Origin of the sequence: Pseudomonas brassicacearum (assembly GCF_000585995.1) — a bacterium.
Lineage (GTDB): Bacteria > Pseudomonadota > Gammaproteobacteria > Pseudomonadales > Pseudomonadaceae > Aquipseudomonas > Aquipseudomonas brassicacearum_A.
In genome coordinates this window covers 2,892,618-2,917,799 of record NZ_CP007410.1, presented here as the reverse complement: position 1 = coordinate 2,917,799, position 25,182 = coordinate 2,892,618, and the positions used below count along the sequence as shown (strand labels likewise).

Genomic DNA, 25,182 nt, shown 5'->3' with positions numbered 1-25,182 from the left:
CGAAATTTGTGCTCGACACCGATCCCCTGTGGGAGCGAGCTTGCTCGCGATAGCGGTCATTCCACTAACTGAACAATCCGCGGCTCCATCGCGCCGGCCTCAACCTCAACCTCAACCAACGCCAACGTCACCGGCAGCTTGAAACGCCGCCGGCCGGCGCTGCCGGGGTTGAGGTAGAGCCGTTCGCCGCGCCATTCGATGCTCGGCTTGTGGGAGTGGCCGGTAATCACCAGCTTCACGCCTGGATCGAGCGAGGCCGGCACATCGGCGATGTCATGCACCAGCAAAACCGGCCACCCGCAGAGATCGAACTGCAAACGGTCGGCAAGATCCTCGGCCCAATCCGCCCCCCGGTCGTTATTGCCCCGCACCACGTGCAGCGGCGCGATGGCTGCCAGTTGCTCCAGGATCCCCGCGTTGCCGATGTCACCGGCATGAATGATCCGCTCACATCCCGCCAACGCCGCAATCGCTTCAGGGCGGAGCAGACCATGGGTATCGGAGATGACACCAACTTTCATAAGCGAGCTCCTTCGCCACATTGATTCAGACAAGCTTAGCTAACGTGCTGAAATCGAATAAGATAGGCTTCGCATCAATCATGCGCGGACCCGTCGTAGAAGGAAATGTTGATGCTCGGACGCAAACGGCCAGAGCCAAAGATTGAAAGCTCTGATGAGGCCTTTACTCCCCAGGCGGCCCGGGCCGGAGCGGCGTTGCGGCTCACCGTGAGCTTCATGCTGGTGGTGATTGTCGCCTTCCTGGCCGTCGAAGGCTGGCGGACGTGGCGCGACTACCGCGCCGCTTTTGCATCTGCCCGGGACTCCGTGACGAACCTGGCGCGGGCAACGGCCCAGCACGCTGAAGATACCATTCGACAAGTGGATGTGGTCACCGCCGCCCTCGCCGAACGGGTAGAGGGCGATGGCCTGCAGAACATGGACATCCCGCGCATCCATAAGCTATTGGTGCAGCAGGCCGCCATCATGCCGCAACTGCACGGGTTGTTTATCTATGGCCCGGACGGCCAATGGCTGGTGACGGACAAGGAGACGATCCCGGAAATGGCGAACAACGCCGACCGCGACTACTTCCAATACCACCGCACCCACGAGGATCAAGGCGTGCGCATCGGCGACGTCGTCAAGAGCCGTTCCACCAACGACCTGATCATTCCCATTTCCCGCCGCCTGAACAACCCCGATGGCTCGTTTGCCGGCGTATTGCTGGGGACCGTGAAGGTCAGCTATTTCGTCGACTACTACGGCGACTTCAAAATCGATGACAAAGGCGCGCTGGTCCTGGCCAAGCGCAGCGGAACGATCCTGGTCCGACGTCCCCTCGTCGCTTCGGTGATTGGCAAGAGTCTCGTCAACAGCGTGATTTTCAGGGAACATTTACCGACATCCAACCAAGGAGTTGCCGAAGCCAAGGCCGTCGTCGACGACACCGAGCGCCTGTACGGCTACCGGGCCCTGACCACTTACCCGCTGGTGGTGGAAACCGGCTTGTCCCGCGAATCGATCATCGCGCCCTGGCGCCGCGACCTGTTCAAGACCGGTCTGGTGCTGATTTTCCTGATCGCGATCCTGGTGGGCTTCGGGCTCATCGTGTTGAGCCAACTGCGCTACCGCATGGCCATGGAGAAGCAGATTCGCAGCGCCCACCAGGCCATGCGCGACATGGCGCTGACCGATAGCCTGACCGGGCTGGGCAACCGCAGGCGGCTGGACATCGCCCTGGCCGATGAGATCCGCCTGGCCAGGCGCCAGGGTTCGTCCCTGGCCCTGATCATGCTCGACGTCGATTATTTCAAGCGTTTCAACGACAGATACGGCCATGCCGCCGGGGACGATTGCCTGCGGGCGATTGCAGCCGCGCTCGGGCAGACCATCAAACGGCCGGGCGACCTGGCGGTCCGCTACGGCGGTGAAGAGTTCACTGTGCTGCTGCCAAACACCGACAGCGCCGGCGCCACCAAGGTCGCGCAGCAAATTCTCGAAGCGGTCAGGGCCTTGAACATTGAACATGGCGACCATCCCTTGGGCATCGTGACCATCAGCGCGGGCGTCACCACCTGCCAGCCGAGCGACGAGGACGTCACCCCGGCCATGCTGATCAGGGCCGCCGATGCCTTCTTGTACCTGGCCAAGAACACCGGGCGAAACCGCTGGTGCAGCGCCGACTCGACGCCGGGGTGAACCCTGCGGGAGCGCCGCGCATCGGTCCACATCGCGTAAACCCAAGTCCGCAGGTGCCGGCCACGCGCCTGGCGGCTACAATGCGCACTTCGACCGTGACCAGCCTGACTAAAAATAAATGTCCTTGCCCAAACATCACCTGGAATTGCTCAGCCCCGCCCGCGACGTGACCATCGCCCGCGAGGCCATCCTGCATGGCGCCGACGCCGTATACATCGGTGGCCCGAGTTTCGGCGCGCGCCACAATGCCTGCAACGAAGTGGCCGATATCGCCCGGCTGGTGGAGTTCGCCCATCGTTACCACGCCCGGGTGTTCACCACGATCAACACCATCCTGCACGACAACGAACTGGAACCGGCCCGCCAGTTGATCCACCAGCTGTACGATGCCGGTGTCGATGCGTTGATCGTCCAGGACCTGGGGGTGATGGAGCTGGACATCCCGCCCATCGAGCTGCACGCCAGCACCCAGACCGACATTCGTACCCTGGCCCGGGCGAAGTTCCTCGACCAGGCCGGTTTCTCGCAACTGGTATTGGCCCGTGAGTTGAACCTGCAGGAAATCCGCGCCATCGCCGACGAGACCGAGGCGGCCATCGAGTTCTTTATCCACGGTGCGCTGTGCGTGGCGTTTTCCGGCCAGTGCAACATCTCCCACGCCCAGAATGGCCGCAGCGCCAACCGTGGCGATTGCTCCCAGGCCTGTCGCCTGCCCTACACCCTCAAGGACGACCAGGGCCGGGTGGTTGCCTATGAAAAGCACCTGCTGTCGATGAAGGACAACAACCAGAGCGCCAACATCCGCGCCCTGGTGGAAGCCGGCGTGCGTTCGTTCAAGATCGAAGGCCGCTACAAGGACATGGGCTATGTGAAGAACATCACCGCCTATTACCGCCAGCGCCTGGACGATGTCCTCGAAGACCGCCCGGACCTGGCTCGTGCTTCCAGCGGCCGCACCGCAAATTTCTTCGTACCCGACCCGGACAAGACCTTCCACCGCGGCAGCACCGATTACTTCGTCAGTGATCGCAAGATCGACATCGGCGCCTTCGATTCGCCGACCTTCACCGGTGTGCCGGTGGGCGTGGTGGAAAAAGTCGGCAAGCGCGACATGCAAGTGGTGACCTTTGACCCGCTGTCCAACGGTGACGGCCTCAACGTGCTGGTCAAGCGTGAAGTGGTCGGTTTTCGGGCCAACATCGCCGAGCCCAAGGGCGAATTCGAAGAGGACGGCCAGAAGCGTTACCGCTACCGCGTCGAGCCCAATGAGATGCCGGCCGGCATGTACCAATTGCGCCCCAATCATCCATTGAGCCGCAACCTGGACCACAACTGGCAGCAAGCGCTGCTCAAGACCTCTTCGGAGCGCCGCGTGGGCCTGGCCTGGAGCGCACGCCTGCGCGAAGAGCGCCTGGAACTGACCGCCACCAGTGAGGAAGGCGTCAGCGCCAGCGTCACCCTGGACGGGCCGTTCGGGCTGGCGAACAAGCCGGAACAAGCCTTGGAACAGTTACAAGACTTGCTCGGACAATTGGGCACCACCGAGTACCACGCCACATCGACCCAGCTCGACGCTCCCCAGGCGTACTTCATTCCCAATTCGCAGCTCAAGGCGTTGCGTCGTGAAGTCATCGAAGCCCTGACTGCCGCCCGAATCGCCGCTCACCCTCGCGGTGGCCGCAAGGCCGAGACCAACCCGCCGCCGGTGTACCCGGAGTCGCACCTGTCGTTCCTCGCCAACGTGTACAACCAGAAGGCCCGGGATTTCTATCACCGCCACGGCGTCAAGCTGATCGATGCAGCCTTCGAGGCCCACGAAGAAACCGGCGAAGTACCGGTGATGATCACCAAGCACTGCCTGCGCTTCTCGTTCAACCTCTGCCCCAAACAGGCGAAGGGCGTCACTGGGGTGCGCACCAAAGTCGCTCCGATGCAGCTGATCCACGGTGATGAAGTGCTGACGTTGAAGTTCGACTGCAAACCTTGCGAGATGCACGTAGTGGGCAAGATCAAGGGCCACATCCTTGACCTGCCGCTGCCGGGCAGCAAGGCCGAGCCGGTTGTCGGGTACATCAGCCCTGAAGACCTGCTCAAGACAATTCCTCGCGCGCCGCACTGAGCCCGCAAGGCCTGCTACCCGCGCAGATCCCTGTGGGAGCGGGCTTGCTCGCGAAGGCGGTGGGTCAGTTACATTGATGTCGACTGTCACACCGCCTTCGCGAGCAAGCCCGCTCCCACAGTGGATCTGCGGTGGAGGAATGGCCGAAGTATCCCACCGCCATTTTTCATTTCTGCGCCGTTTTCGCTTTTCCGGGCGACAAATTCTGTTCAAGGGCTCCCCCGCCGCGCGTTCATGGTGTTAGGTTGTAAGTGATTGTTTCATCAAACGACACTTCTTCCCTGCAAAGGAATGCCTGCCACCATGAACTTCCCGTTCAAGCGTCTTGCCGTTGCCACCCTCGTACTGTCCAGCCTGTCGTCATTCGCGATGTCGGCCAACGCCAATATCACCGCGCAACAGAGTGCGGCCATCGTCAAAACCTTCTCCGACACCTCGGTCACGGATTTCCGGCATTTCCTGGCAAGCGTGGCCAAGAGTGACCTGGCGAAAACCGCCAACCTCGGCCCCGCCATCAGCGCCTTCCTCGACAACAAAACCCTTGCGGCTGAACAGCAGAACGAAATCCATCGCCTGCTGGGCCTCTACGCCCGAGTGAAATACGGCAAAGCGGCCACCGAGACGCTGAAGGAGCTTGTGGCCATCCCGACCTTTCGCAAGGACGGCGTTGCCCAGCACGAGAACCCGGAATTCCTCAAGATCGCCGACAAGATCAAAAGCCTGGCCGAGTCTTTCCACCTGAACTTCCGCAACATCGATAACCGGGTCTATGAGATTTCCCTCGAAGGCCGCGGCGACGAAGTCGTGGGCATTCATGCCCATGCCGACGTGGTGCCGGTGACGCCGGAAAACTGGGTATTGAAAGACGGCACCCGGCTCGATCCGTTCAAGGTCACCCTGGTGGGTGATCGCATGTACGGCCGTGGTACCGAGGACGATAAGAACGGCATCGTGGTGGCGCTCTACGCCATGAAGATCATCAAGGAAGAGAAGCTGCCACTGGCTAGGAGTTTCAAGCTGCTGGTGGACACCACCGAGGAAACCACCGGCGACGCGATCCCCTATTATTTCGAACGCAACCCGACGCCCAACTACAACCTGGCGCTGGATGGCGGCTACCCCGTGGTGATTGCCGAGAAAGGCTACGGCACCGTCATGGCGAACTTTACCCGACGTGACGCCCAGGGTCAGGGCGCCGAAATCACCGCACTGACCGGCGGCCTGGCCACCAACCAGATTCCGTCGACGTCGGTTGCCACCTTCACCAGCGACAAGCCCGCCGAACTGGCCGCCAGCCTGCTGCAAGCCGGTACGGAGTACGCCAAGCGCAATGGCGGCAATTTCGAAGTGGCCTCCAAGGTCGTCGGCAAGGATGTGCAACTGACCTTCACCGGTGTTTCTGCGCACTCCTCCGAGCCCGAGTCAGGCGTCAACCCGGTGGCGAGGATGCTGGACTTTATCAACGGCCTCGACGGCAAGGTCGAACTCAAGCACAACCACATCACCGACGCCGCCCGTTACGCCGCCGAGAACTGGGGCCTGGACTATCTGGGCAAACAATTGGGGATTGGCTTTTCCGATGCCTTCATGGGCCCGCTGACCGCCTCCCTGACCTATGTCGGGATGGATGAAAAGACCTTCAAGCTTGCGGTCAATCTGCGAGTGCCGGTCGGCAAATCCACGGAAGCGCTCAAGACTGACATTGCCGATAAATTGGCCGCCTGGAGCAAGAAATCCCACGTCGCCGTGGCCTTCGATTACTCCATCGATGAGCCGATGTATCGCAACCCCGAGGGCGAATGGGTCAAAGCACTTTTGGCCGTGTCCACCGAAAACCTGGGCATGGAACACAAGTACGGCACCTCCGCCGGCGCCACCTCGGTCCATGACTTGCCCAATGGCGTGCAGTTCGGCCTGGCCATGCCCGACGTCAAGTACACCGGTCATAACGACAACGAGTTCAAGACGGTCGAGCAGTTCCTGCTGGACCTGCAGATCGTGACCGAGATGATGGGGCGGATTGGGCAGTTGCCGAAGTTGTGATGGTCCGAGCCATGTCGTTCACTTGAGGCTTGCTTGTCTTGAGGCTGCAAGTCCCTGAGGCCTGCTGGTCCCTGAGGCTAGCTTGATTCCTGTGGCGAGGGAGCTTGCTCCCGCTGGGTTGCGCAGCGACCCCAAGATTTTGCGGGCGCTGCGCACCCGAGCGGGAGCAAGCTCCCTCGCCACAGGGGTCCCCTCACCACAGGGTTGCTTCATTCCTTCGGGTGAGTGGCGCTGGGATCGATGACCTTGGCGGTAATGTCGACCAGCTCCAGCCCCCAATCCCCATGCAAGTACCAATCGTCCCCAATCATCTCGGCCGGGTGCATCGTTCGATCGGCACCATTCCCGCAGGCCAAGGCATTGGTCGGACAGTAACGGTCACACCCCCAGCAAATGCGCTCGGGATGTTTGGGACTGATGGGAAAGGGCTTTGCCATGACGACCCCGTATAACAAATGGGTGTGCCCGTACACTACCGCGTCGGGGCGCAACAACCCTTGATCCCGATCAAGAACAGCCGTGGCTGAATGAGCTGCCGTTCATGCTCGAAAATTCACGCTAAAAATTGACAAGAATCATTATTATTCGCAGCAAAGCCTCCTAGACTCGGCCATCTCTTAGTCGTCCAGGAAGTCATCATGCGCACGCTTGCCCCTCTGTCCCTCGCCCTACTGTTGCTCACACCACTTGCCCAGGCCAAGGAATACCCCATCGGCGAACCGCAACTGTGCCCAGGGCTGGAAGTCGGCGCGGTGTATTTGCAACCGATTGAAATGGCCCCGGCCGGCATGATGAGAGCCACGGCCGATTCCGACGTCCACCTGGAGGCCGATATCCGCGCCACGGCGGACAACAAGCAGGGCTTCCAGGAAGGCAGCTTCGTGCCCTACCTCAACGTGTCCTTCCAACTGAAGAAACAGGGTAACGACACCGAGCTCAAGGGCGACTTCCATGCCATGGTCGCCAATGACGGGCCGCACTATGGCGACAACGTGAAGCTGCTCGGCCCCGGCAAATACCAACTGACCTTCACCGTCCTGCCACCTGGCGGCCACGGCTCCCTCGGTCGTCACACCGACAAGGAAACCGGCGTGGCCCCCTGGTTCGAGCGCTGCGAACTGCATTACGAATTCGTCTACGCCGGGATCGGTAAAAAAGGCGGGTACTGAGGATGAATCGTCCAACCTGCGCACGGCCTGTCACGCGCCATCGACGCCTGGCCTGGTGGATGTTGGCCGGTTTGATCTTGCCTTCCATCGCCCATGCCCAGCTGCCGACTTATGAACTGAGCATGCGCGACGGGCATTTCATCCCGCCGCTGTTGGAGGTCCCGGCCGGCCAGCGTTTCAAGATCGTGCTGAAGAATATCGGTGAAGGCCCTGCGGAATTCGAAAGCACGCCCCTGCGGGTCGAAAAAGTGCTGTCGCCTGGTGTCACTACCTTTGTCGTGATTCACCCGCTGCAGCCTGGGCACTATCCGTTCTTCGATGAATTCAATCCGCAACTGCCCGAGGGCGGCATCCTCGCCCAGTAATCGTCCAGCAGGAGGCGTTTGCATGACTCAATCGATGTTTATTGTCTGGCGCGAAAGCGTCGAGGCGTTGTTGGTGATTGGCATTCTCCAGGCCTGGGTCAGCCGCCAGCCACAGGCCAGCCAGCTGCTGCGCTACATCTGGAGCGGCGCACTGCTGGGCTTGCTATTGTCGGGCGTGCTGGCGGGTTTGATCCTGCTGGCCGGCGAAGCCATGAGCGGTAGCGCCAATGAATGGTTCCAGGCTTCGTTGGCGCTGATCGCGAGTCTGTTGATCGTGCAAATGGTCGGCTGGATGCACCGCAACGCGAGGACACTGAAGCAGGACCTGTCGCGCCAAGCCGACCAGCGCCTGAGCCGCCAGGGTGGCCTGGGCCTGATGGTGCTGGCATTGCTGGCGGTCAGCCGCGAAGGCAGTGAAACCGTGGTCTTCCTGTATGGCGCCGGCGCTCGCTTGCAAGGGCCGGCACTGAGCCTGTTCGCCGTGGGTGCGATCGCTGGCCTGGCGGCGGCGCTGTTGACCGTATCCTTGCTGCACGGCAGTCGGCGGTTCATCTCATGGCCGCGTTTCTTCGCCATCAGCGAAGCGATCCTGCTGCTGTTGGGCGCGGCGTTGCTGGTCAGCGGCATCGAGCGGGTCGGCGGGCAACTGCTCGCAATGGATTGGCCCGAGCCGGTGTATCGCGGCCTTGGCGATGCGCTGTGGAACAGCAGTGCGATATTGGACGACGGCCATGGCTTGGGCGGCTTCCTCGCCGATTTCGCCGGGTATCGCGCCAGCCCCAGTGCGATGACGCTGCTGGTGTGGATAGGCTATTGGCTGACCGTCGCAGGATGGCTGCGGCCACGCAAGGCGGAAAACCTGCCATGCCCCACCTGAACCCCTGGCTCCAGCGCCTGGGCGACGGCATGCGGCGTCACGGCGCAACCATTCGTGCCGTGCAATGGGCGGTGGTGCTGTTCTACGCAGTGTTGCTGGTGGTGCCCGCCCTGTTGCCATTGCCTAGCAGTCAGGCGCACCTGTTCGACAACCTCACGCTGCTGGCGCAGTTCCTGTTCTGGGGCCTGTGGTGGCCGTTCGTGTTGCTCTCGATCGTGTTGTTCGGTCGACTCTGGTGTGGCGTGCTGTGCCCCGAAGGCGCCCTGAGTGAATGGGCCAGTCGCTACGGCAAGGGCCTGGGTGTGCCAAGAAGCGTGCGCTGGGCCGGTTGGCCGACCCTGGCGTTCTGCCTGACGACGATTTATGGCCAACTCATCAGCGTCTACGACTATGCCCTGGCGGCGCTGCTGATCCTGGGTGGCTCGACCGTCGCGGCGGTGATCGTTGGCCTGCTGTTCGCCCGCGGCAAACGGGTCTGGTGCCGTTACCTGTGTCCGGTCAGCGGGGTCTTCGCCCTGCTCGCCCGCCTGGCGCCGGTGCACTTTCAAGTAGACGAACAACGTTGGCTGGAAAACCCTGCGCCGCGCCGCCCCGCGCCTAACTGCGCGCCTTTGCTGGACATCCGCCGAATGCGCGGCGCCGCCGATTGCCACGCCTGTGGTCGCTGCAGCGGCCAGCGCGATGCGGTGCGCCTGATCGCCCGCTCCAGTAACCAGGAAATCCTTCAGTCAACGCCAACCACGCTCTCGTCCTGGGATGTGCGCCTACTGTTGTTCGGCGTCATTGGCCTGGCCATGGGGGCCTTTCAATGGACCGTCAGCCCCTGGTTCATCGCCCTGAAGCAGGCACTGGCCCAATGGCTGGTGGCGCACGACCTGTTCTGGCCGTTGCAAGACAACGCGCCCTGGTGGGTGCTGACGCACTATCCGCAACTCAATGACAGCTTCAGCTGGCTCGATGGCTTTTGCATCGTCGCCTATTTGGGCATGAGTGCCCTGTTGGTGGGGACTTCGCTGATGCTGCTGATGCGCCTGGCGGCACGACTCGCGGGCAATCCCGCAGAATATCTGCCCCTAGCCATCACCCTGACGCCCCTTGGCGGTGCGGGACTGTTCCTCGGCCTGTCGGCCACCACCGTCAAGTTGCTGCGCTATGAAGGGCTATTGCTGGAATGGGTGCAGCCGGCTCGGGCCGGGCTGTTGGTGGCGGCGATGGCCTGGAGCCTGTGGCTGGGTTGGAAGCGCCTGGGGCAGATGGCGGCATCGCCCGTTCAGCGACTGGCTGCCATGGCCTGCTTGATAGTGGCCAGCGGTTGGGTGGGTTATGGGTGGTGGTTGCAGTTTTGGGGGTGGTGACATGCAAACCCTGTGGGAGCGGGTGCTCACAACATCTGGGTTCAGCACAAATCCCTTGTGGGAGCGAGCTTGCTCGCGATGACGTCGGCACAGCCAACATCACTGCAGCTGACCCACCGCTATCGCGAGCAAGCTCGCTCCCACAGGGGTTTGGCGAGCAGTCACTCAAACCTGCGATCCCTCAACTACGCAACACAAACGAAGGAAACAACTCACGCATCGTGGCCCACAGCTCCGGCTGCAACCCATGCGCCGACACGCTGGAAAGATGCGGATCGAGCATCCGTTCGGTGCGCACCAGTTGCACGGCAAACCGGGTGACGCCCCGCTCGCTCAAGCGCCGGGCCAGGGTCAACAGGCGTTCGGGGTTGAACAGATGCCAGTGCACGGTGGTACGACATTCATAATCCACGCCGCTGGCCAGCAGATGGTCGAGGCTGCGCCAGTTGGCAGCGCCGCTGCCTTCGACCCGGGTCACGTCCAGGGCATCTTCAGGCAAGGCCTTGATGTCGAAGCCGACCCAGTCGGCCAGGCCGACCACTTTGGCGAAGGCCGCCGGCTTGATGCCGGCGCTGTGCAGGCCGATGCGAAACCCCATCTGCCGTACCTCCTCCATGGCCGGCGCCAGGCCGTCCTGCAAGGTCGGTTCGCCACCGCTGAAGACCACGGCGTCGAGCAAGTCCTGACGGCGTTGCAGGAACGCCAGGACCCGGCACCAATCCACCTCCTCGCTGCCGCGCGGCGGGATCAGTTGCGGGTTGTGGCAATAACGACACCGCCAGGCGCATCCCTGGCAAAACAATACGCACGCCAGTTGGCCCGGATAGTCGAGGGTGGTCAGGGGCACCATGCCCCCGACCCGTAGCACTCGACTCATGGACGCCCGGCCGCGCTTTCGGTGAAGTGCACCCGTTCGCGATGCTCGGACTGTTTGCCCGGGTTGAAGGCGGCCACCGGACGGTGATAACCCATCACGCGGGTCCAGACTTCGCAACGTTGACGCTGTGCTTGTGGAAGGCTTTGTGATGCATTCATGGGTGAAGCTCCTTGCGGTCGATGGATCGGATCAGTGAACGCTGCCTGCCAACTGCTGTTGCAGCAGCAAGGCCTCGTCGCATTTCGGGCAAAACTCGTGTTCGCCAGCCAGGTAGCCGTGCACTGGGCAGATGGAAAAGGTCGGCGTGATGGTCAGGTACGGCAGGCGGAAACGTCCCAGGGCCTTGCGCACCAGTTGCTTGCATGCCTGGGTCGAGGAAATCTGCTCGGCCATGTACAGGTGCAACACGGTGCCGCCGGTGTATTTGCATTGCAGTTCATCCTGCAACTCCAGGGCTTCGAACGGGTCGTCGGTGAACCCCACCGGCAGTTGCGAAGAGTTGGTGTAGTACGGAGCGACCGGGCTGCCGGCCTGCAAGATATCGGGATAGCGCTTGAGGTCTTCCTTGGCGAAGCGGTAAGTGGTGCCTTCGGCAGGCGTGGCTTCCAGGTTGTAGAGGTGGCCGGTTTCTTCCTGGAAACGCAGCAGCGTCGCCCGCACGTGATCCAGCAGTTTCAAGGCGAATGCCCGGCCCTGCTCGGTGTGCGTGCCTTGCTGGTCATCGGTGAAATTGCGCAGCATTTCATGCAGGCCATTCAAGCCGATGGTGGAGAAGTGATTGCGCAGGGTGCCCAGGTAGCGCTTGGTGTAAGGGTACAAACCAGCATCCATGTGATGCTGGATGACCTTGCGCTTGACCTCCAGGCTCTCCATCGCCAGCTCCATCAGGGCATCGAGGCGTTGCAGCAACGCGCTGGTGTCGCCTTTGTACAAGTAACCCAGGCGCGCGCAGTTGATCGTCACCACGCCCAGGGACCCGGTCTGCTCCGCCGAGCCGAACAAACCGCCGCCGCGCTTGAGCAGTTCGCGTACGTCCAGTTGCAGGCGACAGCACATCGACCGCACCTGATTGGGCTGCATGTCCGAGTTGAGGAAGTTCTGGAAATACGGCAGGCCATAACGGGCGGTCATTTCGAACAACCGGTCGGCGTTCTCGCTGTCCCACGGGAAATCATGGGTGATGTTGTAGGTCGGGATCGGGAAGGTGAACACCCGCCCTTTCGCATCGCCGGCCTGCATCACTTCGATGTAGGCGCGGTTGATCAGCTCCATTTCCACTTGCAGATCACCGTAGGCGAACGGCATCTCTTCGCCGCCGATCACCGGGATCTGTTCGCGCAGATCCTCTGGGCAGACCCAGTCGAAGGTGAGGTTAGTGAAGGGGGTTTGCGTGCCCCAGCGCGACGGAACATTGAGGTTATAGATGAACTCCTGCAACGACTGGCGAACCTCGCCATAGCTGAGGTTATCCTTGCGCACATAGGGCGCCAGGTACGTGTCGAACGAGCTGAACGCCTGGGCCCCGGCCCATTCGTTTTGCAGGGTGCCGAGGAAATTCACCATCTGCCCCAGGGCGCTGCTCAAGTGCTTGGGCGGCCCGGCCTCGACCCGCCCAGGTACGCCGTTGAGGCCTTCGTGCAACAGCGTGCGCAACGACCAGCCGGCACAGTAGCCGGCGAGCATGTCCAGGTCATGGACATGCAAGTCGGCCTCCCGATGCGCCTGGCCGATGGCCTGGCTGTAGACCTCGTCGAGCCAATAGTTGGCGGTGACCTTGCCCGATACGTTCAAGATCAGGCCACCGAGGGAATAACCCTGGTTGGCATTGGCCTGAACACGCCAATCTTCGCGGTCCAGGTATTCGTTCATCGAGGTGGCGACCTCCACCAGGGTCCGGCGGTCCCGGCGCAGGCGTCCGTGTTGTTCGCGGTAGACGATGTAGGCGCGCATGGACAGGAAATACCCGGCGTCCATCAGAACGCGCTCGACACGGTCCTGGATCTGCTCGACGTTCAAGCGATTCTGCCCTTCCAACCGGTCCAGCACCGCCTCCAGCAATCCTTCGGCCTCGGCTTCGGCGTACTCACCGGTGGCCTTGCCGGCGGCGATCAGCGCCTGGCGGATCTTGTCCGCGTCAAAGGCGACCACACTGCCATCGCGCTTGTGCAAGCGGTTACAGCCCACAGCGATCAACGTACTCTGCATTTTGGCTCCAGACACTACATATAGGCTTTTTGATTTGAATAAACACAATATGCAGTGGAGAGTACGGCCAAACTGGCGAGTTGCAATTGATCGATATCAAGAATCTGGAGTGACCGGCAAGCAACGTCGGAGATGATTTTTCGAGGCGCCGAATATCCCCTGTGGCGAGGGAGCTTGCTCCCGCTGGGCTGCGCAGCAGACCCAATGCAGCCAAATTCAACTTATCAGGCACACCGCGGCGTCAGGTTTTGGGGGCGCTGCGCACCCCAGCGGGAGCAAGCTCCCTCGCCACGGGGTCCGCGTCAGCGCTTAACCCCCACTCATGTTCATGAACCGCACGATCTGCACCTCCCCACCAGGATTGAAATCATGGCGCAAAGGTTTCCCGCGCAACGCCTGCTGCACCGCCTGGATAACCGGCTGATCATCCAACGGATAACGCCGCAACAAGCCACGCAGATCGAGAGAATCCTCCTGCCCCAGGCACAACAACAAGCGCCCCTCGACCGTCATGCGCACACGGTTGCAACTGGCGCAGAAGTTGTGGGAATTGGGCGAAATGAAACCGATCCGGGTATCTGGATGACGCTCCAGGCGCACATAGCGCGCTGGCCCACCACTGTTCTCGGTACTGTCGAGCAGCCGGTGATGGCTAGCGATCACAGCCCGCACCTCATCGCTGGAACAGAACGACTCGCCCCTGGAACGCCCCACCTCCCCCAACGGCATTTCTTCGATAAAACTGATGTCGATGCGTTGGTCGATGGCGTACTGCACCAACGCCGGGACCTCATCGAAGTTGCGCCCTTTCATCACCACGCAGTTCAACTTGACCCGCTCGAACCCGGCGACCTTCGCCGCTTCAATCCCGGCCAGCACCTGATCGAGGTTGCCGTTACGGGTGATTGCCCGAAAACGCTCCCCGTCCAGGCTGTCGAGGCTGATGTTCATGCGCTTGACCCCGGCCTCGACCAGCGGCTGGGCCAGTCGCCCCAACTGCGAGCCGTTGCTGGTCATCACCAGTTCTCGGAGGCCGGGCAGCGCCGCGATCTCGCGACACAACCCGACGATGCCCGGACGGATCAGTGGCTCGCCACCGGTCAGGCGGATTTTCTTCACCCCCAGGCCGACAAACAGCCGCGCCAGGCGCTGCAACTCTTCCAGAGTCAATACTTGCTGACGCGGCAGGAAGGTCATGTTTTTCGCCATGCAATACACACAACGAAAATCACAACGATCGGTCACCGACATCCGCAAATAATCGATCTGGCGCCCAAACCCGTCCTGCAACACCGCATTCATGGAAATCTCCTGGTTGAGCCAGCGCTCACTGCACCAGCGGCGAGTCGGCGCCCTGAAGATGAATGCCACGGACGTCCGCCGCACCGATCAGGGTTTGCAGGTACTGCACCAGCGCTTTTTGCCAGACGCCCTGCTGCAACTGGGTACGAATCGCCGTGGCCACCGCTTCGTAAGGCAACGCCTGACCTTCGATGCGCTGGTCGATGCTGATCACGTGCCAGCCGTAACGACTCTCCAGTGGTTTGCTGGCCAGGCCCGCCGGCAGCGTGAACAGCTGGCGCTCGAGCTCAGGTACGGTCTGGCCCTTGCTGATTTGCCCCAGCGAACCGCCCTGTGCCTTGGACGGACATGCCGAATGCAACAGTGCCAGCTCAGCGAAGCTACCCGGAAACTGGTCCAGCCGTTCCAGCAGGATTTGCGCCTGATCGTAAGCCTCGCCGCGGGCCTGGGCATCGTCCGGCGCACATTCGAGCAGGATGTGCCGCACCGCCAACAACGGTGCGCTATGGAAGCGCGCCCGATTGTTCTCGTAGTAACGCACGCAAGTGGCCTCGTCACATTGCGGCACCTGCACCTCACGCTCGAGCAGCAACCGCGTGGCCGCCTCTTCTTCGTTTTCCCCGGCGCCAACCTGCAACGCCAGGCCCAGCTCGGCGATGCGTTGTTGGAGCAATTCCCGAATCACCAAGGCCCGTGCCGCCTGGTAGACCGCATCCTCGCGGCTTTGCGCCGGGTGGTATTGCAGCTCCTGGGCCATCGCCTGGGGGGTGATCGACACCCCGTTGACGCTGATGATCGGCCACTCCTGCTCACTGCTGGCAATCAACTCTGGCGCTTCATCTTCCACCACCGGCCCGGCCTGGGCCGGCTCGAACTGCACCGCCCCGACTGGTTTGGTCTCGGCAACCGGCGCCATTTCCGGTGCCGCTTTTGCCGAAGAACCACAACCGCCGCTACCGCCACCACTACCGCCACATCCGCATCCACTCGCCATGATCTTCTCCTCAGAACTTCTGCCGAACGATTTGATAACGACGTCCCAGGTACCAGACCGGCGCACTGACGATGTGCACCAGACGAGTGAACGGGAACAACACGAACAAGGTCAGGCCCAGCACCACGTGGAGCTTGTAGACCAAGCCCACCGGCGCCATCGACGTGGCCGCTTCCACCGGACGCAACAACACGGTGTTCTGGGCCCAGTCGGCCAGCATCACCATCACCGAGCCGTCCATGTGCGCGGTAGACGCCACGATGGTCATCAACCCCAGCACCAGTTGCACCAGCAGTACCACCAGCACCAGGATGTCCGAGGCACTGGACGTGGCGCGGACCCGTGGGTCGGTCAGGCGGCGGTTGAGCAGCATCACCAGGCCGATCAGACCCAGCACGCCGAAGAAACCACCGGAGACCATCGCCAGCAGCTGCTTGTTCTCAGTGCTCAGCACATGGTGGTAGATCGCCGACGGCGTCAGCAGGCCGACGAAGTGCCCGGCCAACACGAACAGCACACCGACGTGGAACAGGTTGCTCGCCACGCGCATGCCGCGATTGCTCAGCATCTGGCTGGAACCGGCCTTCCAGGTGTACTGGGACAGGTCGAACCGCGCCCAGCTGCCGATCAGGCAGATCGCCAAGGCGACATAGGGGTAGACCCCGAACAACAACAGATCCCATTTAGACATTACCCACCTCCCCGGCCGGCGCTGCGGCCAACCCTTCATGCTGAAAATCCACCCAGTGCAACGGCACCGCACTTTCGTCCCGCGCCTTGCCTGGCGCGCTGGGCAGTGAACTGCAACGGTCCTGTTGTTCGGCCTTCATGAAATCCACCTGCTCTTCTTCCCAGATCTTGTCCAGGGCTTCGAGGGAGTCGTCCCGTGGCTCGGCCTTCACTTGCTCACGCAACTCGGCCACCGCCACCTGGGGTTCGGCCCCGGCGATTTGCAACAAGGCCCGGAAGCAACTGGCGTAGACGCTTTCACGCTCGTCCAGGCGCGCCGCGAGCAAGGCCAGCAGGTGCGCCACATCCGCCAGGCCCTCGCGGGCCTCGATGTCTTCGCGGGTGGAGAGAAACTCCAGGTACAGCGGGATGTAGTCAGGCAACTCTTTAACGCCGATGGCGAAACCGGCCTCTTCGTACTGGGCCATCATGTCCACCATGGCCTGGCCCCGGTCGCGGGACTCGCCGTGGACATGTTCGAACAGCAGCAGTGACAGCGAACGGCCCCGGCCAAACAGCGCACCGTAGTGCTCCTGGCCGTCCATCAAGTCCTTGCCGCAGATCACCTCCAGCAATTCGAACAGCCCGGCGCGCTGCTGGGGACTGATTTCCCGTGCTTGCGCAATGGCCTGCTCCAGCTCGTCGCGACCGGCCACCAGGGTCTCGGTCGGATAATCGAGCAGCAACGAAATCACCTTGAGAATGCGCATGTTCATTCCTCCCACAACTGCACGGTTTTGATCACGTCGCGGCGATTGGCCTTTTTGCCACCGAACATGTTGGTGTCGGAACTGCCGCTGCAACCGCTGCCGAAACTGAAACCACAACCGGAGCGTTCGGCGAACGCGTCGCTCATGGCGTCTTCGCGGTGGGCACTCGGTACCACGAAACGGTCTTCGTAGTTGGCGATGGCCAGGTAGCGGTACATCTCTTCCACCTGGTTCACGCTCAGGCCGACGTCGGCCAGCACTTGCAGGTCCTGCACGCCGTCGACCTGCTCGGAACGCTTGTAGGCGCGCATCGCCAGCAAACGCTTGAGGGCGCGCTTGACCGGTTTTTCATCACCGGCGGTGAGCATGTTGGCCAGGTAACGCAGCGGAATGCGCAGGCTGTCGACATCCGGGATCACCCCGTTCATGCCCACGGTACCGGCGGCGGCCGCGTTCTGGATCGGCGACAGTGGCGGTACATACCAGACCATTGGCAAGGTGCGGTATTCCGGGTGCAGCGGCAGCGCGAGTTTCCAATCCACGGCCATTTTGTAGACCGGCGAGCGTTGCGCCGAGTCGATCACCGACTGCGGCACGCCATCGGCCAGGGCCTGGCGAATCACCGCCGGGTCGTTCGGGTCGAGGAAAATCTCCAGTTGTTTCTCGTACAGGTCCTGCTCATTGGCGGTGCTTGCCACTTCGCTGATACGGTCGGCGTCATACAACAGCACACCGAGGTAACGGATCCGGCCCACGCAGGTTTCAGCGCAAACAGTCGGCATCCCGGCTTCGATACGCGGGTAGCAGAAAATGCATTTTTCCGACTTGCCGCTCTTCCAGTTGAAATAGATCTTCTTGTACGGGCAGCCACTGATGCACATGCGCCAGCCGCGGCACTTCTCCTGGTCGATCAGGACGATGCCGTCCTCTTCGCGCTTGTAGATCGCGCCGCTCGGGCACGATGCCGCGCACGCCGGGTTCAGGCAGTGCTCGCACAGGCGCGGCAGGTACATCATGAAGGTGTTTTCGTACTCGCCGTAGATGTCCGCCTGGATCTTGTCGAAGTTCTTGTCCTTGCGCCGCTTGGCGAATTCGGTACCGAGGATTTCCTCCCAGTTCGGGCCCCATTCGATTTTCTGCATGCGCTTGCCAGACACCAGCGAACGCGGTCGCGCGGTGGGTTGATGCTCGCCCAGTGGCGCGGTGTGCAAGTGCTGGTAGTCGAAGTCGAACGGTTCGTAGTAATCGTCCAGGCTCGGCAGGTCCGGGTTGGCGAAGATGTTCGCCAGCACACGGAACTTGCCACCAATGCGCGGATTGATCGAACCGTCAGCGTTGCGGATCCAGCCGCCCTTCCACTTGTCCTGGTTTTCCCATTCCTTGGGGTAGCCGATGCCTGGCTTGGACTCAACGTTGTTGAACCAGGCGTATTCCATGCCTTCGCGGCTGGTCCAGACGTTCTTGCAGGTGATCGAGCAAGTGTGGCAGCCGATGCATTTGTCCAGGTTCAGGACCATGCCGATTTGTGAGCGAATTTTCATCTCAGTTCTCCTCGATATCAGTCGGCAGTGGACGCGGCAGATCATCGCCACTGGAACCGTCGAGCCAATCGACCTTGGACATTTTGCGTACCACGACGAACTCGTCGCGGTTGCAACCGACCGTGCCGTAATAGTTGAAACCGTAGGCCTGCTGGGCGTAGCCACCGATCATGTGGGTGGGCTTGAGCACCACGCGGGTCACCGAGTTGTGGTGGCCGCCACGGGTCTTGGTGGTTTCGGAACCGGGTACGTTCACGATCCGTTCCTGAGCGTGGTACATCATCACCATGCCTTCCTTGACCCGCTGGCTGACCACCGCCCGGGCGGTCAGCGCGCCGTTGACGTTGAAGCACTCGATCCAATCGTTGTCCTCGATACCGGCGCGCTTGGCGTCGATTTCCGAAAGCCAGACAATCGGTCCGCCACGGCTCAAGGTGAGCATCAGCAGGTTGTCGCTGTAGGTGCTGTGGATGCCCCACTTCTGGTGCGGGGTGATCCAGTTCAGGACGATCTCGGTCTCGCCATTGCTGCGCTTGCCCTTCACGCCTTCGATGGTGCGAGTGTTGACCGGTGGCCGGTAACTCATCAGTTGTTCACCGAACGCCTGCATCCACGGGTGATCCTGGTAGAACTGCTGGCGACCGGTGATGGTGCGCCATGGAATCGCCTCGTGAACGTTGGTGTAGCCGGCGTTGTAGCTGACGTGATCGTCTTCCAGGCCAGACCAGGTCGGGCTGGAAATGATCTTGCGCGGCTGGGCCTGGATGTCGCGGAAGCGAATCGCCTCGTGCTCCTTCGAGACGGCCAGGTGGCTGTGGTCGATGCCAGTGAACTCCGACAGCGCCGCCCAGGCTTTCACCGCGACATGGCCGTTGGTTTCCGGGGCCAGGGACAGGATCACTTCGGCAGCGTCGATGGCGCTGTCGATCTTTGGCCGCCCTTGGCTGATGCCGGCCTCGACTTCCTTGTGGTTCAGTTCGCCGAGGAATTTCACTTCAGTCTCGGTGTTCCAGTTGATGCCCTTGCCGCCATTGCCGAGCTTCTCGAGCATTGGGCCCAGGGAGGTGAACTGCTTGTAGATGTTCGGGTAGTCGCGCTCCACCACGTGCAGGTTCGGTGCGTTCTTGCCCGGTACCGGCGCCACACCGGCGCTTTTCCAGTCGGTGCCGCCAAAGGGTTGGGCCAGCTCGCCGACGCTGTCATGCATCAACGGCACGGTGACCAGGTCTTTCTCGACGCCCAGGTGGCCGACCGACATGGCGGAAAACGCCTTGGCGATGCCTTTGTAGATTTCCCAGTCCGAACGCGACTCCCAGGCCGGATCGATGGCGGCCGACAGTGGGTGGATGAACGGGTGCATGTCCGAGGTGTTCATGTCGTCTTTTTCGTACCAGGTCGCGGTCGGCAAGACGATGTCGGAATACACGCAGGTCGAGGACATGCGGAAGTCCAGGGTGGTCACCAGGTCGAGCTTGCCGATGGCGCCTTCGTCGACCCATTCGGCTTCGGTGGGCTTGCACTCGGTGCTATGGCCGATGTCTTCGTTCATCACGCCGTTCTTGGTGCCCAACAGGTACTTGAGCATGTACTCGTGGCCCTTGCCCGAGGAGCCCAGCAGGTTGGAGCGCCAGATGAACATGTTGCGCGGGAAGTTCACCGGGCTGTCGGGTTGCTCGCAGGCAAAGCGCAGGGAACCGTCCTGCAGCGACTTGACCACGTAGTCCTTGGGCTCCAGGCCCGCGGCGGCGGCATCGCGGCAAATGTGCAGAGGGTTGGTGTTGAGTTGCGGCGCGCTCGGCAACCAGCCGGCCCGTTCGGCGCGGATGTTGTAGTCCAGGGCGTGCTCGGGGAACTGCGATTTGTCGGCCAGGGGCGAGAGCACGTCGTGCATGCTCATTTTCTCGTGGCGCCATTGCGAACTGTGGCCGTAGAAGAAGCTGGTGCCGTTCATCTGCCGTGGCGGACGGTTCCAGTCCAGGCCAAAGGCCAGGGGCAGCCAGCCGCATTGCGGACGGAGTTTTTCCTGGCCCACATAGTGAGCCCAACCGCCGCCGGTCTGGCCGACGCAACCGCAGAGCATGAGCATGTTGATCAGCCCGCGGTAGTTCATGTCCATGTGGTACCAGTGGTTCATCGCCGCACCGACGATGATCATCGAGCGTCCACGGGTCTTGTCGGCGTTGTCGGCGAACTCGCGGGCGATCTGGATCGCCTTCTCGCGGCTCACACCAGTGATTTGCTCCTGCCAGGCCGGCGTACCGGGCACCGAGGCGTCGTCGTAATCCTTGGCAACGTTGGCGCCACCCAGGCCACGGTCGATCGCCAGGTTGGCCGCCGACAGGTCGAACACCGTAGCGACTTTCGCCACGCTGCCGTCGGCCAGCACCACACTGTGCACGGGCACGCGACGGTACTGCACCGCTTCACCGGCCACGTGCTGGAAGTACTCCTGGGCCTCGCCGGCAAAATACGGGAAGGCCACTTCAGCGACGTCGCCGCCGATCAGGCTCAGCTTGAGGTCGATCTCTCGCCCCTCGCCCCCTTCACGGGCAAGGATGTTCCACTTGCCCTTCTCGCCCCAGCGATAGCCGATGGAGCCTTGGGGTGAAACCAGTTCGCCGCTGGCATCCAGGGCGATGGTTTTCCATTCCGGGTTGTTCTCCTGGCCGAGGTTGTCGGTCAGGTCACTGGCGCGCAGGAAGCGGTCGGGCTGGTAGCCTGAGCCTGGAGCCACGCCGAGCATCGGCTTGAGCATGACCAATACCGGCAGGTCGGTGTAGCGCTTGGCGTATTCGGTGAAATAGGCGCTGGGCTTGTCCAGGTGGAATTCTTTGAAGATCACATGGTTGAAGGCCTGGGCCAGCGCGGCGTCGGTGCCCTGCTTGGGGTTGAGCCACAGGTCGGTGAGCTTGGCGACTTCCGAGTAGTCCGGGGTGATCGCCACGGTCTTGGTGCCCTTGTAGCGCACCTCGGTGAAGAAGTGGGCGTCGGGGGTACGGGTTTGCGGGACGTTGGAGCCCCAGGCAATGATGTAGTTGGAGTTGTACCAGTCGGCCGATTCCGGCACGTCGGTCTGCTCGCCCCACACCATTGGCGAGGCAGGCGGCAAGTCGCAGTACCAGTCATAGAAGCTCAGGCACACGCCACCGATCAGCGACAGGTAACGCGAGCCGGCGGCATAGCTGACCATCGACATGGCCGGGATCGGCGAGAAGCCGACCACCCGGTCCGGGCCGTGCGTCTTGACGGTGTAGACGTTGGCGGCGGCAATGATCTCGTTGACTTCTTCCCAGTTGGAACGAATGAAGCCACCCATGCCGCGCTTGCTTTTATAGGAGTCGGCCTTGACCTTGTCCTCGACGATGCTGGCCCAGGCTTCCACCGGCGGCAAGGTCTGCCGGGCTTCGCGCCACAGTTTGAGCAATGGCTTGCGGATCTTCGGGTACTTGAGCCGGTTGGCGCTGTAGATGTACCAGCTGTAGCTGGCACCACGCGGGCAGCCGCGGGGTTCGTGGTTGGGCAGATCGTTACGGGTGCGCGGGTAATCGGTCTGCTGGGTTTCCCAGGTGATCAGGCCGTTCTTGACGTAGATTTTCCACGAGCACGAACCGGTGCAGTTCACCCCATGGGTGGACCGCACGATCTTGTCGTACTGCCAGCGGGAACGGTAGACGTTCTCCCAGTCGCGGGACTCCTTGCGGGTCTCGCCGTGACCATCGGAAAACTCGCCTTGCTTGCGGTTGAAAAACCGCAGTTGATCCAGTAAATGACTCACAGTGTGTTCCTCTCAGGCTTGCTCCGCGGGGTCTTCGCCCCGCCCACGCAGGTTTAGGTTCGGCTTAGCAAGGTGTCGCGGCGCCCTTGCGGGCATACCACCACCAGGTCACCACGATGCAGCTCAGGTAGAAGCCGACGAACATGTAGAAGGCCATCTCCGGGCCGCCGGTAAGGGCCATCGAAGTGCCGAATGATTTAGGAATGAAGAACGCACCGAAGGCGCCCATGGCCGAGCTGAAGCCCAGCACCGCGGCGGACTCCTTGCCCGCGTCCTTGATCGCTTGCTCGCGCAGCTCGGGCTTTTTCCCCAGGGCGGCTTTTTCATGCAGGGTGCGGAAGATCACCGGGATCATGCGGAAGGTCGAACCGTTGCCCACGCCGGTGGTAATGAACAGCAACATGAACATGCCCAGGAAGCCGTAGAAGTTGCCGCCCTGGCCGCCTTGGGGCAGGAAGTGCAAAACACCGAACACCATCGCGATCATCAGCACGAAGTTCCACAAGGTGACCTTCGCACCACCGAGCTTGTCCGCCAGCCAACCGCCCAACGGCCGCACGAGCGCACCGACCAGCGGGCCGAGGAAAGCGAATTTCAGCGCGATGACTTCCGGGAACGAGGTTTTGATCAGCAGTGGAAACGCCGCGGAGAAACCGATGAACGAACCGAAGGTGGCCAGGTACAACCAGCACATCAGCCAGTTGTGCTTGCGCTTGAAAATCACTGCCTGCTCGCTGAACGAAGCCCGGGCGCTGGACAGATCGTTCATGCCGAACCAGGCAATCAGGGTCACGGCCAGGATGAACGGCACCCAGATGAAGCCGGCGTTCTGCAGCCACAGCGAGCTGCCGTCAGCCAGCACCTGTGGCTGGCCGCCCATGAAGCCGAACACGCCGAAAGAGATCACCAGCGGCACGCTGAACTGCATCACCGACACACCCAGGTTACCCAGCCCGGCGTTCAGGCCCAGGGCGGTGCCCTGCTGAGACTTGGGGTAGAAGAAGCTGATGTTGGACATGCTCGAGGCGAAGTTGCCGCCGCCAAAGCCGCAGAGCAACGCGATGAGCACGAACACGTTGTAGGGCGTGCTCGAGTCCTGCACGGCGAAGCCCATCCACAGCGCCGGCACCAGCAACGAGGCGGTGCTCAGGGCGGTCCAGCGCCGGCCGCCGAAGATCGGCACCATGAACGAGTAGAAGATGCGCAAAGTGGCACCCGACAGCCCCGGCAAGGCTGCCAGCCAGAACAGCTGGTCAGTGCTGAAGCTGAAGCCGATGGCGTTAAGGCGCACGATCACGGTGCTCCAGACCATCCAGACCGCGAAGGCCAATAGCAGCGCAGGAATCGAGATCCACAGGTTGCGCCGGGCGGTCAGTTTGCCGCTGCTGCCCCAGAACGCGGGGTCTTCCGGACGCCAGTCATGAATGACCGGGCCTTTTTCAGGCGTTTGCAGAACGGACATGTTCTTCTCCTTGGGCAATGCTGGAAAACGGGGATTGGCTGGCCGGCGACTGCTTACCCAGCAGCGGGCGCTTGCGCATTTCGCTGAAGTACATCCAGGTGAGGGAGACCCAGACCACGCCGTACATCAACATGAAGCAGGACGAGCGCACGCCGGTGAGGTCCACCAGGGCGCCAAACATGATCGGCAGCACGAACCCGCCCAGGCCGCCGGCAAGGCCGACGATGCCGGATACCGCGCCCATGTTTTTCGGGTAGTCGTTGGCGATGTACTTGAAGACCGAAGCCTTGCCGAACGCGAAGGCGATGCCCATCACGAACAGCAGCACGGTGAACAGCGTGGCGTTGAGGCCGATGTGGAAATCGACGATGCCGTTGACGGTCTGTACTTGCAGTTGAGTCTGGGGATAGGACAGCAGGAACAGGCAGATCCAGCTGACCCACAGCACCCACCAGGTCACGCTCTGGGCGCCCCAGCGGTCAGACATCCAGCCACCGACGGCCCGCAGCACGCCGCCAGGCAGGGAGAAACAGGCCGCCAGCAGCGCCGCGCTTTGCAGGCTGAAGCCGTATTCCTGCACGTAGTACTTGGTCATCCACAAGGCCAGGGCCACGTAGCCGCCGAACACGATCGAGTAGTACTGGCAGTAGCGCCACACGGCCGGTTCTTTCAGGGCTTGGAGTTGCTCGCGTAACGTGGCACCACCGGTGCCGCTGTGTTCTTTTTTCTCACTGGTGAGAAACCAGAACAGCAGCGCGGTGATAAACAGGATGGCGCTGAACACTTTGGGTACCAGGTGCCAGGAGCCGAACGCGATCAGGGCCGGGGCGAGGAACTTGGTCACCGCCGCGCCGGCGTTGCCTGCGCCGAAGACGCCCATGGCAAAACCCTGGTTCTGTTTGTCGAACCATTTGGCAACGTAGGCGATGCCCACCGAGAACGAGCCGCCGGCCAGGCCGACGAACAGGCCCAGCACCAGGAACTGCCAGAAGGCAGTGGCCAGGGTGATCAGGTACAGCGGCAACACACAGGCCAGCATCAGCAGGAAGAACACGATCCGTCCGCCAAAGCGGTCGGTCAAAAGCCCCAGGGGCAAACGCACCAGCGAACCGGTCAGCACCGGCGTGGCGGCCAGCAGGCCGAACTGGGTCTCGTTGAGGGCCAGCAGTTCCTTGATCGGAACGCCGAGCACGGCAAACATCATCCAGACCATGAAGCACACGGTGAAGGCCAAGGTACTCATCCCTAGTACCAGCCCTTGTTGCACTTGCGCTCGCATTACGATGCACTCCGTCAGTTCGATGAGCGCAGCCTAGTGATGCGTACCCCGCAAAAACTTGACCTGGGTCAACGTGCCCCGGGGGGGTACTGGCCTATGCTTGGCCCGTCTACCTCTAAGGAGGTAGATTCAGATACTGATGAAACCCTTTGTTTATCAATGTCTTGAACAAGTCTGCC

The 25,182-nt window shown here is 61.8% G+C and carries 20 protein-coding genes; 7 read left to right on the top strand and 13 right to left on the bottom strand.

Annotated features, from left to right (window positions below; translation table 11 throughout):
* Window positions 1–56: 56 nt before the first annotated feature.
* Complete coding sequence (locus tag CD58_RS12715; RefSeq protein ID WP_025213376.1) at window positions 57–521, bottom strand: metallophosphoesterase family protein; 465 nt, start codon at window positions 519–521, stop codon at window positions 57–59.
* Between the two features lie 111 nt (window positions 522–632).
* Here CD58_RS12715 and CD58_RS12710 point away from each other — a divergent pair, with 111 nt between their 5' ends.
* The 3 genes from CD58_RS12710 (at window position 633) to CD58_RS12700 (ending at window position 6,363) form a co-directional block, all read left to right on the top strand.
* Complete coding sequence (locus tag CD58_RS12710; RefSeq protein ID WP_025213375.1) at window positions 633–2,201, top strand: sensor domain-containing diguanylate cyclase; 1,569 nt, start codon at window positions 633–635, stop codon at window positions 2,199–2,201.
* A gap of 118 nt (window positions 2,202–2,319) precedes the next feature.
* Window positions 2,320–4,320, top strand: coding sequence for a peptidase U32 family protein (locus CD58_RS12705; RefSeq protein ID WP_025213374.1), 2,001 nt, complete (start codon window positions 2,320–2,322; stop codon window positions 4,318–4,320).
* Window positions 4,321–4,623: 303 nt separating this feature from the next.
* Window positions 4,624–6,363 (top strand): dipeptidase, encoded by a 1,740-nt coding sequence (locus tag CD58_RS12700; protein ID WP_025213373.1) that lies wholly within the window; start codon window positions 4,624–4,626, stop codon window positions 6,361–6,363.
* A 209-nt stretch (window positions 6,364–6,572) separates the two neighbouring features.
* Here CD58_RS12700 and CD58_RS12695 read toward each other — a convergent pair whose 3' ends face one another.
* On the bottom strand, window positions 6,573–6,800 hold the full coding sequence (locus CD58_RS12695; RefSeq protein WP_025213372.1) for a DUF3079 domain-containing protein: 228 nt from the start codon (window positions 6,798–6,800) through the stop codon (window positions 6,573–6,575).
* A 201-nt stretch (window positions 6,801–7,001) separates the two neighbouring features.
* Between CD58_RS12695 and CD58_RS12690 the strand changes: the two genes are divergently transcribed.
* Genes CD58_RS12690 through CD58_RS12675 form a run of 4 tightly spaced genes read left to right on the top strand, consistent with a single transcriptional unit; the run spans window position 7,002 to window position 10,129 of the window.
* Window positions 7,002–7,532: an iron transporter gene (locus CD58_RS12690; protein WP_025213371.1), complete on the top strand. Its 531-nt coding sequence runs from the start codon at window positions 7,002–7,004 to the stop codon at window positions 7,530–7,532.
* A gap of 2 nt (window positions 7,533–7,534) precedes the next feature.
* The gene (locus CD58_RS12685; RefSeq protein WP_025213370.1) at window positions 7,535–7,897 is read left to right on the top strand and encodes a cupredoxin domain-containing protein; all 363 of its coding nucleotides are present in this window, start codon (window positions 7,535–7,537) and stop codon (window positions 7,895–7,897) included.
* Between the two features lie 22 nt (window positions 7,898–7,919).
* Complete coding sequence (locus CD58_RS12680) at window positions 7,920–8,774, top strand: FTR1 family iron permease (protein WP_025213369.1); 855 nt, start codon at window positions 7,920–7,922, stop codon at window positions 8,772–8,774.
* Window positions 8,762–10,129, top strand: a complete 1,368-nt coding sequence (locus CD58_RS12675; protein ID WP_025213368.1) for a 4Fe-4S binding protein — start codon at window positions 8,762–8,764, stop codon at window positions 10,127–10,129. The genes CD58_RS12680 and CD58_RS12675 overlap by 13 nt, the downstream gene beginning before the upstream one ends.
* Before the next feature lie 181 nt (window positions 10,130–10,310).
* Here CD58_RS12675 and CD58_RS12670 read toward each other — a convergent pair whose 3' ends face one another.
* From CD58_RS12670 to CD58_RS12620, 11 genes are all read right to left on the bottom strand, one after another.
* Complete coding sequence (locus CD58_RS12670; RefSeq protein WP_038436633.1) at window positions 10,311–11,006, bottom strand: anaerobic ribonucleoside-triphosphate reductase activating protein; 696 nt, start codon at window positions 11,004–11,006, stop codon at window positions 10,311–10,313.
* Window positions 11,003–11,164, bottom strand: coding sequence for an anaerobic ribonucleoside-triphosphate reductase (gene nrdD, locus CD58_RS31610; RefSeq protein WP_003182303.1), 162 nt, complete (start codon window positions 11,162–11,164; stop codon window positions 11,003–11,005). The genes CD58_RS12670 and nrdD overlap by 4 nt, the downstream gene beginning before the upstream one ends.
* Before the next feature lie 31 nt (window positions 11,165–11,195).
* Window positions 11,196–13,211, bottom strand: a complete 2,016-nt coding sequence (locus tag CD58_RS12660) for a ribonucleoside triphosphate reductase (RefSeq protein ID WP_025213366.1) — start codon at window positions 13,209–13,211, stop codon at window positions 11,196–11,198.
* Window positions 13,212–13,520: 309 nt separating this feature from the next.
* Window positions 13,521–14,513: a GTP 3',8-cyclase MoaA gene (gene moaA, locus CD58_RS12655; RefSeq protein WP_025213365.1), complete on the bottom strand. Its 993-nt coding sequence runs from the start codon at window positions 14,511–14,513 to the stop codon at window positions 13,521–13,523.
* A gap of 25 nt (window positions 14,514–14,538) precedes the next feature.
* Complete coding sequence (locus CD58_RS12650) at window positions 14,539–15,507, bottom strand: peptidylprolyl isomerase (protein WP_025213364.1); 969 nt, start codon at window positions 15,505–15,507, stop codon at window positions 14,539–14,541.
* Between the two features lie 10 nt (window positions 15,508–15,517).
* On the bottom strand, window positions 15,518–16,198 hold the full coding sequence (gene narI / locus CD58_RS12645) for a respiratory nitrate reductase subunit gamma (RefSeq protein ID WP_025213363.1): 681 nt from the start codon (window positions 16,196–16,198) through the stop codon (window positions 15,518–15,520).
* Entirely contained in the window at window positions 16,191–16,946 is a 756-nt protein-coding gene (narJ, locus tag CD58_RS12640) for a nitrate reductase molybdenum cofactor assembly chaperone (RefSeq protein ID WP_025213362.1), read from the bottom strand. Before narJ ends, narI begins: the two co-directional genes overlap by 8 nt.
* A 2-nt stretch (window positions 16,947–16,948) precedes the next feature.
* Window positions 16,949–18,487 (bottom strand): nitrate reductase subunit beta, encoded by a 1,539-nt coding sequence (gene narH, locus CD58_RS12635; protein WP_025213361.1) that lies wholly within the window; start codon window positions 18,485–18,487, stop codon window positions 16,949–16,951.
* Window position 18,488: 1 nt separating this feature from the next.
* Complete coding sequence (locus tag CD58_RS12630; RefSeq protein ID WP_025213360.1) at window positions 18,489–22,262, bottom strand: nitrate reductase subunit alpha; 3,774 nt, start codon at window positions 22,260–22,262, stop codon at window positions 18,489–18,491.
* A gap of 64 nt (window positions 22,263–22,326) precedes the next feature.
* On the bottom strand, window positions 22,327–23,724 hold the full coding sequence (locus CD58_RS12625; RefSeq protein ID WP_025213359.1) for a NarK family nitrate/nitrite MFS transporter: 1,398 nt from the start codon (window positions 23,722–23,724) through the stop codon (window positions 22,327–22,329).
* Window positions 23,702–25,003, bottom strand: coding sequence for an MFS transporter (locus CD58_RS12620; RefSeq protein WP_025213358.1), 1,302 nt, complete (start codon window positions 25,001–25,003; stop codon window positions 23,702–23,704). Before CD58_RS12620 ends, CD58_RS12625 begins: the two co-directional genes overlap by 23 nt.
* Between the last annotated feature and the right edge of the window lie 179 nt (window positions 25,004–25,182).

Excerpts from the sequence above, each read along its gene's own strand:
- CD58_RS12670 (WP_038436633.1), bottom strand. The coding sequence starts at position 11,006 with ATGAGTCGAGTGCTACGGGTCGGGGGCATGGTGCCCCTGACCACCCTC.
- narH (WP_025213361.1), bottom strand. The coding sequence starts at position 18,487 with ATGAAAATTCGCTCACAAATCGGCATGGTCCTGAACCTGGACAAATGC.
- narI (WP_025213363.1), bottom strand. The coding sequence starts at position 16,198 with ATGTCTAAATGGGATCTGTTGTTGTTCGGGGTCTACCCCTATGTCGCC.
- CD58_RS12685 (WP_025213370.1), top strand. The coding sequence starts at position 7,535 with ATGAATCGTCCAACCTGCGCACGGCCTGTCACGCGCCATCGACGCCTG.
- CD58_RS12715 (WP_025213376.1), bottom strand. The coding sequence starts at position 521 with ATGAAAGTTGGTGTCATCTCCGATACCCATGGTCTGCTCCGCCCTGAA.
- CD58_RS12660 (WP_025213366.1), bottom strand. The coding sequence starts at position 13,211 with ATGCAGAGTACGTTGATCGCTGTGGGCTGTAACCGCTTGCACAAGCGC.
- CD58_RS12625 (WP_025213359.1), bottom strand. The coding sequence starts at position 23,724 with ATGTCCGTTCTGCAAACGCCTGAAAAAGGCCCGGTCATTCATGACTGG.
- CD58_RS12690 (WP_025213371.1), top strand. The coding sequence starts at position 7,002 with ATGCGCACGCTTGCCCCTCTGTCCCTCGCCCTACTGTTGCTCACACCA.
- CD58_RS12680 (WP_025213369.1), top strand. The coding sequence starts at position 7,920 with ATGACTCAATCGATGTTTATTGTCTGGCGCGAAAGCGTCGAGGCGTTG.
- moaA (WP_025213365.1), bottom strand. The coding sequence starts at position 14,513 with ATGAATGCGGTGTTGCAGGACGGGTTTGGGCGCCAGATCGATTATTTG.
- CD58_RS12710 (WP_025213375.1), top strand. The coding sequence starts at position 633 with ATGCTCGGACGCAAACGGCCAGAGCCAAAGATTGAAAGCTCTGATGAG.
- CD58_RS12695 (WP_025213372.1), bottom strand. The coding sequence starts at position 6,800 with ATGGCAAAGCCCTTTCCCATCAGTCCCAAACATCCCGAGCGCATTTGC.
- CD58_RS12700 (WP_025213373.1), top strand. The coding sequence starts at position 4,624 with ATGAACTTCCCGTTCAAGCGTCTTGCCGTTGCCACCCTCGTACTGTCC.
- CD58_RS12675 (WP_025213368.1), top strand. The coding sequence starts at position 8,762 with ATGCCCCACCTGAACCCCTGGCTCCAGCGCCTGGGCGACGGCATGCGG.
- CD58_RS12705 (WP_025213374.1), top strand. The coding sequence starts at position 2,320 with ATGTCCTTGCCCAAACATCACCTGGAATTGCTCAGCCCCGCCCGCGAC.
- narJ (WP_025213362.1), bottom strand. The coding sequence starts at position 16,946 with ATGCGCATTCTCAAGGTGATTTCGTTGCTGCTCGATTATCCGACCGAG.
- nrdD (WP_003182303.1), bottom strand. The coding sequence starts at position 11,164 with ATGAATGCATCACAAAGCCTTCCACAAGCACAGCGTCAACGTTGCGAA.
- CD58_RS12650 (WP_025213364.1), bottom strand. The coding sequence starts at position 15,507 with ATGGCGAGTGGATGCGGATGTGGCGGTAGTGGTGGCGGTAGCGGCGGT.
- CD58_RS12620 (WP_025213358.1), bottom strand. The coding sequence starts at position 25,003 with ATGCGAGCGCAAGTGCAACAAGGGCTGGTACTAGGGATGAGTACCTTG.